The organism is Campylobacter concisus (assembly GCF_003048575.1).
GTDB classification, from domain to species: Bacteria; Campylobacterota; Campylobacteria; order Campylobacterales; family Campylobacteraceae; genus Campylobacter_A; species Campylobacter_A concisus_U.
Genome location: NZ_PIRZ01000001.1, coordinates 103837 through 117688, shown reverse-complemented (window position 1 = coordinate 117688; position 13852 = coordinate 103837). Strand labels below are relative to the sequence as shown.

General features: G+C 38.5%; 13 protein-coding genes. 5 read left to right on the top strand and 8 right to left on the bottom strand.

Features of this window, described 5'->3' with window-relative positions:
• Nucleotides 1–107 precede the first annotated feature (107 nt).
• The 3 genes from CVS84_RS00600 (at nucleotide 108) to CVS84_RS00590 (ending at nucleotide 3218) form a co-directional block, all read left to right on the top strand.
• Complete coding sequence (locus CVS84_RS00600) at nucleotides 108–1781, top strand: 4Fe-4S binding protein (protein ID WP_107690751.1); 1674 nt, start codon at nucleotides 108–110, stop codon at nucleotides 1779–1781.
• A complete protein-coding gene (locus CVS84_RS00595) occupies nucleotides 1774–2487 on the top strand; it encodes a molecular chaperone (RefSeq protein WP_107690750.1) in 714 nt (237 codons plus the stop codon). Before CVS84_RS00600 ends, CVS84_RS00595 begins: the two co-directional genes overlap by 8 nt.
• A gap of 131 nt (nucleotides 2488–2618) precedes the next feature.
• On the top strand, nucleotides 2619–3218 hold the full coding sequence (locus CVS84_RS00590; RefSeq protein ID WP_107690749.1) for a DUF6803 family protein: 600 nt from the start codon (nucleotides 2619–2621) through the stop codon (nucleotides 3216–3218).
• A gap of 39 nt (nucleotides 3219–3257) precedes the next feature.
• On the opposite strand, the gene CVS84_RS00585 is transcribed toward CVS84_RS00590, so the two are convergent.
• The 6 genes from CVS84_RS00585 to gltX form a co-directional block, all read right to left on the bottom strand.
• Nucleotides 3258–3938, bottom strand: coding sequence for an MqnA/MqnD/SBP family protein (locus CVS84_RS00585; protein WP_107690748.1), 681 nt, complete (start codon nucleotides 3936–3938; stop codon nucleotides 3258–3260).
• Nucleotides 3935–4207: a barstar family protein gene (locus CVS84_RS00580; RefSeq protein ID WP_107690747.1), complete on the bottom strand. Its 273-nt coding sequence runs from the start codon at nucleotides 4205–4207 to the stop codon at nucleotides 3935–3937. The genes CVS84_RS00585 and CVS84_RS00580 overlap by 4 nt, the downstream gene beginning before the upstream one ends.
• Nucleotides 4204–4710, bottom strand: a complete 507-nt coding sequence (locus CVS84_RS00575; protein WP_107690746.1) for a ribonuclease domain-containing protein — start codon at nucleotides 4708–4710, stop codon at nucleotides 4204–4206. The genes CVS84_RS00580 and CVS84_RS00575 overlap by 4 nt, the downstream gene beginning before the upstream one ends.
• A 9-nt stretch (nucleotides 4711–4719) precedes the next feature.
• Nucleotides 4720–5346, bottom strand: coding sequence for a uracil phosphoribosyltransferase (upp, locus tag CVS84_RS00570; RefSeq protein ID WP_107690745.1), 627 nt, complete (start codon nucleotides 5344–5346; stop codon nucleotides 4720–4722).
• 84 nt (nucleotides 5347–5430) lie between these two features.
• Complete coding sequence (locus tag CVS84_RS00565; RefSeq protein WP_021090804.1) at nucleotides 5431–6684, bottom strand: malic enzyme-like NAD(P)-binding protein; 1254 nt, start codon at nucleotides 6682–6684, stop codon at nucleotides 5431–5433.
• Nucleotides 6681–8060, bottom strand: a complete 1380-nt coding sequence (gene gltX / locus CVS84_RS00560; RefSeq protein ID WP_107690974.1) for a glutamate--tRNA ligase — start codon at nucleotides 8058–8060, stop codon at nucleotides 6681–6683. The genes CVS84_RS00565 and gltX overlap by 4 nt, the downstream gene beginning before the upstream one ends.
• Before the next feature lie 70 nt (nucleotides 8061–8130).
• Between gltX and CVS84_RS00555 the strand changes: the two genes are divergently transcribed.
• On the top strand, nucleotides 8131–8961 hold the full coding sequence (locus tag CVS84_RS00555) for a peptidylprolyl isomerase (RefSeq protein ID WP_103644339.1): 831 nt from the start codon (nucleotides 8131–8133) through the stop codon (nucleotides 8959–8961).
• 92 nt (nucleotides 8962–9053) lie between these two features.
• Here CVS84_RS00555 and CVS84_RS00550 read toward each other — a convergent pair whose 3' ends face one another.
• Together CVS84_RS00550 and yedE are read right to left on the bottom strand one after the other, a co-directional pair.
• Nucleotides 9054–11150, bottom strand: coding sequence for a TonB-dependent receptor (locus CVS84_RS00550; RefSeq protein WP_107690744.1), 2097 nt, complete (start codon nucleotides 11148–11150; stop codon nucleotides 9054–9056).
• A 308-nt stretch (nucleotides 11151–11458) separates the two neighbouring features.
• Nucleotides 11459–12517, bottom strand: a complete 1059-nt coding sequence (gene yedE / locus CVS84_RS00545; protein WP_107690743.1) for a YedE family putative selenium transporter — start codon at nucleotides 12515–12517, stop codon at nucleotides 11459–11461.
• 135 nt (nucleotides 12518–12652) lie between these two features.
• On the opposite strand from yedE, the gene CVS84_RS00540 reads away from it, so the two are divergent.
• A complete protein-coding gene (locus CVS84_RS00540; RefSeq protein ID WP_107690742.1) occupies nucleotides 12653–13852 on the top strand; it encodes a molybdopterin molybdotransferase MoeA in 1200 nt (399 codons plus the stop codon).

Below are 13852 nucleotides of genomic sequence, written 5' to 3'. Positions count from 1 at the left end.
AAAAATATTATAAATTAAACCTTAGAGCAAAAAGGAACATATAAAATTCAGAGTCCATTAATCCCATTAATATTAAAATAAGTACGTTTTTGATAATAGGAGAAACAATGAAAGAATTTGGCTTTTATAACGATTTTGACGATACTTTGATGCTAAATGAACAAATAGAGATCAATAATGAAAATGGCGACTATCTAGTCTCAAACTCACCAAAGCTAAAAGCAAATGTCATCGCACCTGAGATAAATTTTTACCTAAAAAACACAACCGCAAGCGTCTTAGAAAAAGCTAAAAATACACTTTTACTTTATGAAGCAAGAGCAACTGCATTTGACATGGCAAAGGATGTCGACTATGAAAAAGAGGTTGGCAAAAATGTCGTAATAGTTAGCAACTCAGGCCGCGAAGAGCTAGCAAATTTACTAAAAGAAAATGGCTACAAAGTCATTGAACTCACGCACTTTGAAGTAAAATTTATATACGGTGCGGCTGGTGAGCTAAGCGTTTTAGTACTTAGAGCAAACGACGAATTTGAAGTTGATTGCGACTTTTTCTTGGTTGAAAACGCAAGGGATTATATGCTAAAGCAAAGCGGCTGTTACGAAATATCTTGGCTAAAAGACGAAGCTGTGCTTAAAATTTTAAATGAAAAAACTCCAAAATTTAGATACAAAAGCTTTACGCAGTATGACTCGTCAATATGCCAGTATCACGAGCGCAGGACTGAAATTTGCGGTCGTTGTGCCGAAGTTTGCCCAACGGTTGCGATATTAAAAGAGGATGAAACAAAGCACCTTGTCTTTTCACAGATAGACTGCACAAACTGCGGAAACTGTATCAGCGTCTGCCCTAGCGGCGCACTTGATTATACTCTAATGCCACAAAGCTCATTTGCCGCTGTGGCAAAGCTTTATAAAGGCAAGATTGCACTCATTGTGCCTGAAGAGATAAATTTAGAAGATCTTAGAGTTAGCCTACCAGAAAATGTCCTACCTTTTGCCATTTCAGCTGCACATTTTCTAAGCCAAACGCACTTTTTGACACTCCTTCAAGAAAGTGGTGCGAGTGTGATTTTATTTAGCAAAACTCTTGGCAAAGGCGAAAAAGACGCTATTAGCATCTTAAATCAAATTTATGAGCTTAAATTTAAAGAGACGGCGATCTATCACGCTAAAGATAAAAATGAGCTTGAAGATGCGCTCAAAAAAGCAAAATTTATAGCTGACTCACAACACACTATAAACGAATATGCCTTGCCAAAAAGAGAAATTTTTGCAAAAAGGCTTGAGTTTTTAGTAGGCAGCGAAGATCTTGGCGTGGTAAAAAGCGGCGAGATGATAAGATACGGCGATGTCAAGATAAACACTGATAGCTGTACGCTTTGTCTAAGTTGCGTTGGCGCTTGTAACGTAAGTGCGCTAGTGGCTGATAAAAAGACAAATTCGATTTTATTTAATCCAAGCGTCTGTACAGCTTGCGGATACTGCGAACTAAGCTGTGCTGAAAAAGATACCATAAGCCTTGAAGTTGGAAAAATTTCTCTTAAGCCTGAGTTTTTTACATATAATGAGCTAGCACGAGATGAGCTTTTTGCCTGCGTTGAGTGCGGAAAAGAGTTTGCGACTAAAAAAGCGGTCGAAAAGATCGCAACTATAATGCAACCAAGATTTGGCAACGATAGGGTCAAGATAAAAGCGCTTTACTGCTGTGCTGACTGTAAGGCCAAACTAATGGTTCAAGCCCAAATAAACGCGATGAAAGAGGATTTATTAAATGGATAAAAACATCATAAAAGCAAGATCATATTTTTACGAATTTCTAGCATATCCTATGTTTTTTTACACAAATGATGAGAAATATGCAAGGTGGAAAGAGCAGTTAAGATACTTAAGCGCAAATCCTTTAAGCGAGGATAGTGATGCTGCATTTAAAAATTTAGATAAATTTAGCTTTGAAGAATTTTCAAAAGAACAAAATGACGTTCTTTTTGGCTTTACAAATATCCCCTTAAGCGCTTCATTTTATGAAGAGGGCAGAGATAACGGAGCAGCTAGGCTTAGGGTTATTGAATGTTTAAAACTAAGCCCATATAGACGTGATAGCGAGCTTTGCAAAGATAGCGAGGACTACGTTGGATTTATATTTTTAGCGATGGCTACATTTTTAAAAGATGAGTTTGATGATGCAAGAAATATTAGCAATAAGCTATTTTCTGAAACTTTAAATTTATTTGTAGATGAGTTTTCTCAGCTACTTTCAGCTCACAAAGAGGCAAATTTCTTTAAATCATATACTATTATTTTAAAAGATTTCATCGATCTTGAACGCTCTATACTAAACGTAGAAGCACCAGCTAAACCAAAAGGCGATAGTGTCGCTATGGCGGCACTTAAGAAAGAACCATTTCAAAGTAAGATGCCAACATTTAAAACCAAACTTCATTGGGAAGAATTTTCTCCAGTCATCTCACACGAGTTTAAAGACTAGCTTAAATTTACTCTTAGCCTGGCTAGGAGTAAATTTAACATCCGCTTAAATACCGCAACTATTCTTAATATTTTTTAACTATCTTAGTCCCTTGGTAGTAAATTTTTTTAAAATTTTACAAAGAATTTACAATGGTAATGACACACTACATGGAGCTTTTATCACTTGATCAACCTTACAATCTAATCCTCTACATGGTGATACCTATGGGGCTTGCTGAGCTTTTAGTGGCGATGGAGTTTTTCACGATGTATCACATGGATAGCGGCAAAAATGCTGGCTTTAAAGCTGTTAGTAAATTTGTTGGCATAGTGCTTGGGGTCTATTTTACAGCTCTTGTGATCTATTTTTTAGCAAAAATTTATCCATCTATAAAATGGCGTGGATATGCCGATGTCATCGCTATCTACTCATATCTCATCGGCGTCATCCCACTTCTTGGCATCGCCCTTTTAGAGCTAAATTTGATCTATAAAAACGCAAGCGAAAAGGCAAAACTAAAGCTTCACTTTTGCCTGCTCATATTCTTTTTAATCGTCGGATACGTCGCGATGATACTTGGCATGGTTGGTCCTACCATAACAGGCTACAAGGCTGAAAACGGCGCGATGGATGTGCATATGAATATGCAAATGAATATGCCAGCAGATACGCCGATGCACGATCACCACAAGATGATGATGCAAAATATGAGCTATGATAACTCAACTAATATGCATATGCATCACTAAATTTAAAAGTTTCTTGGAAGTTGCTAAGCAGCTTTAGATTTAATTCTTTTTTGCTGCTTTTAATAGTCTATTTTCTTTAAAAAATTTTTGGAGTGATTTTTGCTCTTTTGGACCTATTTTGTAGCTTATAAATTTAAGATACCACTTGATATCTTGCTCGTTTATGTCGCGGCTTTTAGCATACTGGGCTAAGATATAGTTTGGGATCTTTACGTTTTTTTGCAAAAATTTTGCGACCAGTTTTTTGTAGAACGAGCCATTTTTTACGTAAGAAAATCTACCAAAAACAAAGGGCAAATTTGTCTTTTCGTGCCAAATTTTGCCAAGATCATAAAAGTACTCTTTGCCCTCGCTTAAGTATGCCTTTAGCGCCCTGTCGCCTATGATCACCTCGCCATTTAGTTTAAGCACCTTGGCCAGGGCGTTTGAGCTGGCTGAGGCAGGATCTGGCTTTGGGGCTGAGTTCTTGCGCACAAGCACGCTTTTTACATCTTTTTTGGCGACTATTCCAAAATTTAGCTTCTTTAAATTTGCCTTTTTGCTAGCTATGCTTGAGATCACCGCGGCGTCGATCTTTCTAGCGTTTAGCGCCCTATTTAGCTTGCTTGGCACGCCCTTTTTAAACTCGATCGCCTTTTTTATCTGAGAGCTTAGTGGGGCTGATTTTAAAAATACGTGAAATGGGAGTAAATTTAGATAATCAATCTTTCCAAATATCATTTTTCATCTTTTACAAGCTCAAATTTAACCATCTCGTTTTCGTTGCAAACGTCGCGAAATAGCTGAGTTAAGCTCTCTTTCATACCATTATCCAAAGCATTTTCATTTTTTAGCTTTATAAGCGTTGGCTCATTTATCTCGCAAAGGCAGTCAAAGAGCGCGTCTAAATTTTTGCCGTAGTACTCTGGCAGGTTAAATTTCTTAGCAAAATACTCATGCATCTTCTCTTTTTCAGCCATCTTTTTGGCATCTAAGATCACGCTTTTCATTGCATCCTCTTCTCATAAAGCAGGTAAAAATGCTCGTAGTGATCGGGCGTATAGTAGATAAGCCCGTCGTTTGAATATAAAATTCTCTCAGCGCCGCGCCTGCCGCCTTTGTAGTTTACGTCGCACTCAAACCACTTTCTGCCATCAGCTTCAGGTAGCCTCTTTTCTCTGTTTGAAAATCTATCTCCGCCGATACTTTTGCCACCGCTTATCTGCCATAAATTTCCACTTTTTGCATCCCAGCCAAGATCAAGTGCCTCATTTTTGGTTATGAAATTCTTTGGTAGCTTGTTAAATTTATAGATATAAAGAGCGACCTCATCTTTTGAGGTGTATGAGCCGTTTTCTGCGAGACTCTGGCTCTTTTGTCCCTCTTTGTTTAGTTGCTCAAGTAAAATTTGAGCGTTTTTATTTGCTTCACTACCATTATTTGAAAAGAAAAAAGTGCCAACAATAATAGCAATGATAAAGGCGACTAAGGCTGGCAAAAGTCTTTTATTCAAATTTAGCCCTTAAAGCGTGTTAAAAACTCTATCGCCAGCATCACCAAGACCTGGAACGATATAGTTTTTCTCATTTAGTTTCTCATCAATCGATGCCGTATAGACCTCGACGTCTGGGTAAATTTTGCTAAATCTCTTTAACCCCTCAGGTGCGGCGATGATAGAGATAAATTTGATCTCTTTAACGCCCTTTTCACGCAAGAACTTAACCGCGTCTATCGCCGTGCCGCCAGTCGCAAACATAGGATCGATGATGATCGCCATGCGCTCTTTTGCGTCTTTTGGAAGCTTTGCGTAGAAAAACTCAGCCTGAGCGGTCTCTTCGTTTCGCTGAAAACCCAAAAAGCCCACACTCGCATCTGGGATGATAGTAAAGACACTATCAAGCATACCAAGAGCAGCCCTTAAAATAGGACATATCATCACTTTTGTAGTAAGTCTCTTTGCATTTGCCACCGCAACTGGGGTTTGGACTTTGACATCTTTTACCTTTAAATTTCTAGTCGCTTCAAAGATCATAAGGTAGCTGATCTCATCAACTAGCATGCGAAACTGAAAAGGCTGGGTATTTTTATCACGTAGAATGGTTAATTTATGCTCGATCAGTGGGTGCGAGATGAGCTTCACGTTTTGCATTTTTTATCCTTAAATTTACTATTTTTACAGGGTTTATCTTTACAAAATGCCAAAAAGAGTTTAGCCCAAAATTTGGGCTAAAATTTAAAATCCTTTTGCAAGTTTGGCTTTGTAAGCCTCAACATCAAAATCTTTTACTCTCGCTACGCCATCTTCAACAGCAGCTTTTGCAACTGCTGGAGCGACTGCTGTTAGCACGCGTTTATCAAATGGTTTTGGGATGATGTACTCTTTGCCAAATTTTAGCTCGCTAACGCCACTTGCTTTTAAAACTTCAGCTGGTACTGGCTCTTTTGCAAGCTGTGCAAGCGCTCTAGCCGCAGCCATTTTCATATTTTCAGTGATCTTTTTAGCTCTAACGTCAAGCGCACCTCTAAAGATGAATGGAAAGCCTAAAACGTTATTTACTTGGTTAGGATAGTCGCTTCTGCCTGTACCCATCATAACGTCACTTCTTACAGCCTCAACATCCTCTGGATAAATTTCAGGCACTGGATTTGCAAGAGCAAAAATTATAGGCTCTTTATTCATAGATGCGACCATCTCTTTTGTAAGAACACCAGGCTTACTAAGACCTAAAAACATATCAGCGCCATTCATCGCATCAGCTAGAGTTCTGTCCTCAGTTTCAAGCGCGAACTCTACCTTTTCAGGCGTTAGATCTGTTCTTTTTGAGTGAATTACGCCTTTACTATCTATCATCACGATGTGTTTTGCACCAAGCGCTTTATACATCTTCGCGCATGCAATACCAGCTGCACCTGCGCCGCTAACTACGATTTTTATCTTAGATATATCTTTGCCAGAAATTTCCATCGCATTTATCATACCAGCGCTTGTTATCATCGCTGTGCCGTGCTGATCGTCGTGCATGACTGGGATATCGACTGCTTCTTGAAGCTTTCTCTCGATCTCAAAGCACTTTGGAGCACGGATATCTTCTAAATTTATACCACCAAATGTCGGAGCAAGAGCCTTGCAAATCTCAACGATCTTATCTGGATCATGCTCGTCTAGCTCGATGTCAAAGGCATCAACGTTTGCAAATTTTTTAAATAAGACTGACTTTCCTTCCATAACTGGCTTGCCAGCGATAGCACCGATGTCGCCAAGCCCAAGAACAGCTGTGCCATCTGTGATAACGGCTACCAGATTTGCTTTATTTGTATATTTATAAGCTAGTTCATTATCAGCTTCTATCTCTTTGCAAGGCTCTGCAACGCCAGGCGTATAGGCCATTGAAAGGTCTCTTGATGTCTCGCAGGGCGTCTTTACCTTTATCTCAATCTTACCGCCTATGTGGTAGTTTAGTGCTTCTTCTTTAGTTACATGTGTCATTTTTCTTCCTTTAATAAATTTTGTATTCTATTTTTCGTCTCGCTACTGCCCACTACTTCAAGCACTTCAAATATGCTTGGACTCACGCTTGAGCCAGTTAGCGCTATCCTTAGAGCCTGGGCTAAGTCTTTTAGTTTTAAGCCATTTTGCTCTAAAAATTTATTTGTTAGCTCCTCATAGCCCTTTGCGTCAAGGTCACGATCTAAAATTTGAGCAAATTTAGCCAAAATTTCTTTGCTATTTTCATTTATAAATTTAGCCCATGCTTTCTCATCGTAGCTTTTTGGAGCGTTGATGATCGCATTTGCGCTGTTTGCCATCTCGATTAATGTCTTTGACCTCTCACGGAGCGAATTTAACAGTAACTCACCCTTTGCCAAGGCCTTAAAATCTACGCCAAACTCAAGCATATCATGAGCTAGTCTCTCATAAGGCAAAGTCTTTATGTAATGAGAATTTAGCCAGTCAAGCTTTTGAGCGTTGTAGGTGCTTGAGCTTTTGTTGATATCGTTTGGATTAAAGTATTTAAGCATATCCTCAATAGTAAAAATCTCATCATCGCCGTGGCTCCAGCCAAGACGAACAAGAAAATTTAAGAGCGCTTCAGGCAAGTAGCCCATCTTTTTATACTCCATAACGTCAGTCGCGCCATGTCTTTTACTAAGCTTTTTGCCATCCTCGCCGTTTATCATAGCGACGTGATAAAATTTTGGTACCTTAAAGCCAAGTGCCTCGTAAAGAACGATCTGTTTTGGGGTATTTGAGAGATGATCATCGCCGCGGATGACGTCCGTTACACCCATTAGTGCGTCGTCTATTACGACCGTGAAGTTATAGGTCGGTGTACCGTCGCTTCTTGCGATGATGAAGTCATCTAATATGTCTTCAACCTTAAATTTAACCTCACCCTTTATGCCATCGTGTATGACGATCTCGCCGCTAAGCGGGGCTTTTATACGGATGACTGGCTTGATGCCAGCTGGAGGCGTGCCAGTAAAATCTCTATATCTATTATCATATTTTGGGCGCTCTTTTCTAGCCTCTTGGCTGGCTCTAAGCTCCTCAAGCTCATCCTTGCTCATATAGCATTTATATGCTTTGCCTTCTTCAAGTAGTTTTTTAACATACTCTTTGTAAAGATCAAACCTCTTTGACTGATATGTCACTTCGCCGTCGTGATCAAGCTTACACCAAGCAAATGCCTCTTTTATGGCTTGCGTGGCCTCTTCTGAGTTTCGTTTTAGGTCAGTATCTTCGATACGAAGTAAAAATTTTCCATTATTAGCTCTTGCATATAAATAATTATAAAGGGCTGTCCTAAGTCCGCCTATATGTAGGTATCCAGTAGGCGACGGAGCAAATCTAGTAACTATCATTTTGTGCCTTATTTTTATGTTATAATTGCCCAAAATTATATTTACTAAATACTTAAATAAAGGTTTTATTATGAAAAAATTGCTCTTTTTGGCTGCTGGCATGCTAAGTGCTTTAAATTTATATTCGGCTCAGATGATAAACGGTATCGCAGCTATTGTAGAGAACGAACCAATCACGCTTTATGAAGTTTATAGCTTGAAAGAACAGCTAAGAGCTAGCGAACAAGATGCTTTAAATTTACTCATAAGAGATAGGCTCGAAGATGCTCAGATAAAAAATTTAAACATTAGTGTAACGCCATTTGAGCTAAACGATAGAATCGAATCGATCGCAAAGCAAAATGGCATGACAAATTCGCAGTTTAGAAGCTCTATCCAAGCTCAAGGCATGGACTTTTTGGAGTTTAAAAACAACATAGAAAAAAAGATGCTTCAAGAAAAGCTTTATAAAAGCATCTTGGCTGAAGCTGGTAAAAATGTAAATGAGCAAAAAGCAAAGATGTATTTTGATGCTAATCCTGATAAATTTAAGGTCTTTAGCGCTGCTAAAGTGGTCCTTTATAGGGCAAAGAATCCAGAAGAGCTAGAAGCTCAAAAAACAAGTCCATCACTACTTAACAGCGTACGAACACAAGAGCTTAGCCTAGACTATCAGAGCATAGATCCAAGACTAGCTGCCATCATAGCTGGTACAAATAATGGAGAATTTACCCAAATACTACAAGGCGCTGATAGTTTTGATATGTTTTATGTAAAGGAAAAAATAGGCTCATACACTCCAAGCTTTGCAGACGTTAAGGATAATGTTATAAACGAGCTTTATCAAGGTGAGCAAGAAAAACTTATGGCTGATTATTTTGATAAACTCCGCGCAAAAGCAAAGATTCAAATTTTAAGATAACTTCAAATTTAGCCATCTTTGGTGGCTAAATTTCTCCAAATTTCACATGACAAAAGATTACACCGCCAAAGAGAAGGCAGTGTAAATTTTAGTTAAAAAGTGTAGTGCATATTTAGCATAAACGATCTCTCATCGCCAGGTCTTGAATCAGAACGCCAGTATTTTTTATTTAAGATATTATTTATCGCTAGTGTTATTTGAGCATGTTCGTTAAAGTTATATCCAGCACTTGCATCAAATCTAGCAAAACCAGGAAGATGTTCGTCTATGACTCTACCATTACTTGTGCGGTAGCTATATCGTTTAGAGTATCCTGTTACGCCACTTTCGACATACCATTTGTCGTTTTTAGCATATCTTAAAAAAACATTGCCCTGCCAGTTGGTTGTATTGTTTAGACTAAGTCTTTCGTTTAATGGATTTGATTTATCACTTGCGATAATAGCTCTCATATATCCAAGAGAGCTTCTTAGATATAAATTTTCATAAATTTTACCCAAGATATTTAACTCTATACCACGACTTCGCTCTTTACCACGTTGTGCCCAAGTATATGGATCATTTATAGGATCTGGTCTATATCTTATATTGTTATGCTCGATCTGAAATATCGCTAAGTTTGAGCTAAATCTATTATCAGCCCATGTGCTTTTTAAGCCGATTTCATATTGCTCATTATTCTGCGGTTTTAGATCAAGCATCGTTGTATCGCCTATACTTATACCTATATTTCCACGGCCGCCGTATGGAGCAAAGCTCTTTGAGTATGAAGCGTATGCGGTATGTTCTGGCAAAAAGTCCCACAGCAAGCCAACTCTTGGACTAAAAGAGTGCCCTTTGTAGCTATTTGTCATATCTGCAATATTTCTTGTTTTAAACTTATAAAAGTCAAACCTTCCACCAATAAGTAGCCTATATTTGTCGTCTAAGCTTATTAGATCCTCGAGAAATACTCCATTATTTATGGCTTTATGCTTATTATCAGTATTAAGTGGTATGTAGCCCACACTACCCCAACTTGATCTTGATGCATATGGATTTATAGTTACATTTTTTGCACTATCAAACCAAAGCCTTGGATGACGAGTTTCTACGCTGTTGTCGTATCCAAAAGTAAGATTATGCTTAAATCTTGTAAATTCAAGCTCTTTTGTAAGTGTTATAGCATTTGAGAGTGTGTCGTTATCAGTTTGTTGTTTAGCATAGTTTTGCTTTAGTCTATTTCCGGGCATGATGGTACCACTAAAATAATGGTCAAAATTTTGACTAGCTTTTCTATAACCAAAAACCCATTTTAAATTCATGTCCTTTACTAACTCTGCATTTAGCTCGGTACGAAAGAAATGAAGCTTATCTTCAACAAAGTCTCCATCATGAGAAAATCCCTTTGCATAGTCGATACCAAGCTTGTCATAGACACTTTTTGTTGGCATTCTATCAGGTACACGCCAAGCATTATCATATGTATATTGCGCCTCAAAACTAACCGTTCCGCCATCATTTGTCACGATAACGCTTGGACTTATCATAAAATTTTTATATTTTACGCCCTCTCTCCATGACTTTCCACGTTCCATATCAGTCGTTAGTCTTGCGGCTAGTTGATTATTTACTACATGGTTTACATCTATACCACCGCCATATCTACTCCAGCTACCAACCCTACCTGAAAGCTTATAAACAGGCATAAAATTTGCCTTCTTGCTAACTAGATTTACAACTGCGCCGCCATCACTTCTTCCATACAAGATCGAAGCTGGCCCTTTTAAAATTTCAACTCTCTCAACATTTGCTGTACTGCGTCTTATCTGACCAGAGTCTCTAACGCCATCTCTATATATATCGCCACCATCAACACTAAAGCCTCTTATCTTGATGCTCTCGCCTCTCATATCATAGCCTGCATCAATACCAGCATTTCCTTCTAGGATACTTGAAAGATCATTTGTGCCGTAGTTTCTGTTCTTTTGTATATCTATATTTTCGATAGTTTGTGGCGTCTCTTTGTTACTAAGCCCATTTCTATTGATATCCGCACTATCATACGCGATATAACCTTTTAGGGTATTTTGCTCCGAGATACCTTCCACCTCGATAGTTGGTAAAACAACTGAATAATCACTGTTATTTGTATCTAAAGCCCACAGCGAGCTAAAGATCAGTGATGAAGCAAGTATACTAAACTTCATAGAATTCCTTTAGATAAAATTAAAATCGATATTCTATATCAAAATAGCTTAAAATATTTACGTTATATTGATACTTATTAAACTTTGCTAATTTATTGTTAAAATTTAGTTCGATTTAGAATTATCGTTTGCCATATCTTAAAACAAAATGCATTACTATTGCCGCTAAAAAATTTTAAGATTAAGGCTAGTATTTTAATGATCACACATCAACGTGAGCTTTTTGAACTTTTTGATGAGGTGGTAGATATAAAAGTGGTAGATATAAAAAGTGAGTAAATTTGACTGCAAAAGCAGCCAAATTTATATTATGCTTTTTTAGTAAAAACTCCAACATAAATAGCGTAGATAAAGCCGATCGCTACGGCATATGGAGCGTAAGGAGTGATGCCAGCTCCTGAGCTTGCAAGTATGAAGTTATGGCTTATCGCAGCGCCTGCTCCCATGCCTAAAACAAATACAGCTGAGCTTAAATTTCCAGCTCCCATTTGCACTAAATGTTTGCCTGGGCAGCCATAGCTTAGGCTAAAGCAAAGACCAGCCAAGCTCATGCCAAGGAAATTCCAAAGAACATCATTATGAGCGATAGGTTGAGCTTCAAAGCCAAATTTATATTGTCCAAGAGCTAAATTTGTGATACTAGCAAAAACGATGATAGATACAATGCCATAAAACATTGAAAGATCGCGCTCAAAAACTTTGCTAATCGCTCCAACTGAGCAAAATTTACTTCTTTGCATAAAAATGCCAATAACAATGGCACAAATAAGTGAGATAAAGATATTTGCGTGCTGTGAGCCTGGGCCTTTTTCTGAGCTAAATAAAGCACCATTATCGCCAAGCTTTAAGCCAAAGACAAGGGCTATTAAAAGCAAAATAGCAATGATTAATGGCAAAAACGCAACTGGTTTTGTAGTGACATCATTTTCAGGTATGACGTAACCATTTTTCTTGAAAAATCGTCCAACAAAAACTCCAGCAAATAGACCGACAAGACCAGCAATAGCAGTCATATCTCCTCCGCCAAGACGCAAAAACGCTCTCCATGGGCAACCCAAAAAGATAAGGCAACCAATCATAGCAAACACGCCTAAGAAGAATCTAGAAAATGCCGCACTGCCTGATACTGGAGTGAAATTTCTATTCCAAAGCATACTGGCTAGAAAGCCTCCGATGATAAGACCTAAAATTTCTGGCCTTAGATACTGCACGACCTTGGCTTGGTGAAAGCCAAGAGCACCTACGCTATCCCTTAAAAAGCAAGCCGCACAAACGCCCATGTTTGCTGGGTTGCCAAAATAAACAAGCACTGGGCCAAGAATGCCAAGACTTGCACCTGCGATGATGTAAAGCACTGTTTTATTCATGAATTTTCCTGTGTATAGGGTAAAATCAAACTGATTTCTTAAACGACATTTTAATAATCATTAAATAAAACAAAGATTAATTTTTTTAAGAGCGAAATGGATAAAATATGCAAAAATTTCATAAAAAGGATAAAAATGAAAGATTTTATGAGTTATGCAGATAGCCTAAAAATTCTAAAAGATACAATAAATGAGTGGGAAAAGGTCGAAAAAGTAGCCATCACGGACGCACTTGATAGAAATATCGCCTACGATGTGACAGCCGCTGAAAATTACCCAGCAAAGCCAGTTTCAGCGATGGACGGCTATGCTTTTGCCTTTAAAGACGGTCTAAGCGAGCTTGAGCTCATCACAGACCTGCCTGCTGGAAGCGACAAAGGACTAGTCATAGAGGGTAGTAAATGTGTAAAAACTTTCACTGGCTCACTAATGAGCGAAGGCACTGATACACTTGTACCGGTAGAAAATGTCGAAGTTAGCGGCTCAAAAATAATCATCAAAAAGAGCGTGCCAAAGGGTTTTGCCGTGCGCGAAGTAGGAGAAAGCTACAAAAAAGGTGAAATTTTGATCAAAAAAGGCACACGTCTAACCTACGCCGAGATAGCACTTCTTGCTGAGCTTGGTGTCTTTCACGTAAGCGTTTTTATACGCCCAAGAGTTGCGATACTAGCGACTGGCAGCGAGATAAAAGACCTTGGCGAGCCATTAGAAAATCCAGCACAAATTCACAGCTCAAATCACGTAGGTATCGCTATGCAGATACGCAAAATGGGCGCAGAGCCGGTCCTTTGCGAGATCGTAAGAGATAAGGCCGAGCTTGTCGAAAGAGCGATCATAAACGCACTAAAATCAGCTGATATATTAGTGACGACTGGTGGCATAAGTATGGGGGACTATGACTTTGTAAAAGGCGCTTTAAATGAAAATTTTAGCCTTATCATCGAAGGTGCTGCAATAAAACCAGGTCGTCACATCAGAGTGGCAAAGTCAGGCGATAAATATATCTTTGCGCTGCCTGGATTTCCGTACTCGGCAATGGTTATGTGTGTGCTTTATGTGAGGGTCCTAATAAATGCGTGGTTTGGTCAAGAAGAGCCAAAGATCACGGCGATAATGGATGAAGACTATAAAAAACGCTCACCATTTTTAGAATTTACAGCTATAAATTTAGAAAATCGTGAAGGAAAAAATTTTGTAAACCTAAATGGCAAAAAGCTTGGCAGTTCAGCGATCGTAAATAATTTAACAAACAAAGCCGCACTTTTAATGATCCCAATGGATAAAGAATTTCTCAAAAAAGGCGAGATAGTAGAAGTATTGATGATGCCTTGTTAA

What these genes read in the sequence shown, in the direction of transcription:
- CVS84_RS00600 (WP_107690751.1), top strand. Translation starts at nt 108, where the DNA reads ATGAAAGAATTTGGCTTTTATAACGATTTTGACGATACTTTGATGCTA.
- CVS84_RS00595 (WP_107690750.1), top strand. Translation starts at nt 1,774, where the DNA reads ATGGATAAAAACATCATAAAAGCAAGATCATATTTTTACGAATTTCTA.
- CVS84_RS00590 (WP_107690749.1), top strand. Translation starts at nt 2,619, where the DNA reads ATGGTAATGACACACTACATGGAGCTTTTATCACTTGATCAACCTTAC.
- CVS84_RS00585 (WP_107690748.1), bottom strand. Translation starts at nt 3,938, where the DNA reads ATGATATTTGGAAAGATTGATTATCTAAATTTACTCCCATTTCACGTA.
- CVS84_RS00580 (WP_107690747.1), bottom strand. Translation starts at nt 4,207, where the DNA reads ATGAAAAGCGTGATCTTAGATGCCAAAAAGATGGCTGAAAAAGAGAAG.
- upp (WP_107690745.1), bottom strand. Translation starts at nt 5,346, where the DNA reads ATGCAAAACGTGAAGCTCATCTCGCACCCACTGATCGAGCATAAATTA.
- CVS84_RS00565 (WP_021090804.1), bottom strand. Translation starts at nt 6,684, where the DNA reads ATGACACATGTAACTAAAGAAGAAGCACTAAACTACCACATAGGCGGT.
- gltX (WP_107690974.1), bottom strand. Translation starts at nt 8,060, where the DNA reads ATGATAGTTACTAGATTTGCTCCGTCGCCTACTGGATACCTACATATA.
- CVS84_RS00555 (WP_103644339.1), top strand. Translation starts at nt 8,131, where the DNA reads ATGAAAAAATTGCTCTTTTTGGCTGCTGGCATGCTAAGTGCTTTAAAT.
- CVS84_RS00550 (WP_107690744.1), bottom strand. Translation starts at nt 11,150, where the DNA reads ATGAAGTTTAGTATACTTGCTTCATCACTGATCTTTAGCTCGCTGTGG.
- yedE (WP_107690743.1), bottom strand. Translation starts at nt 12,517, where the DNA reads ATGAATAAAACAGTGCTTTACATCATCGCAGGTGCAAGTCTTGGCATT.
- CVS84_RS00540 (WP_107690742.1), top strand. Translation starts at nt 12,653, where the DNA reads ATGAAAGATTTTATGAGTTATGCAGATAGCCTAAAAATTCTAAAAGAT.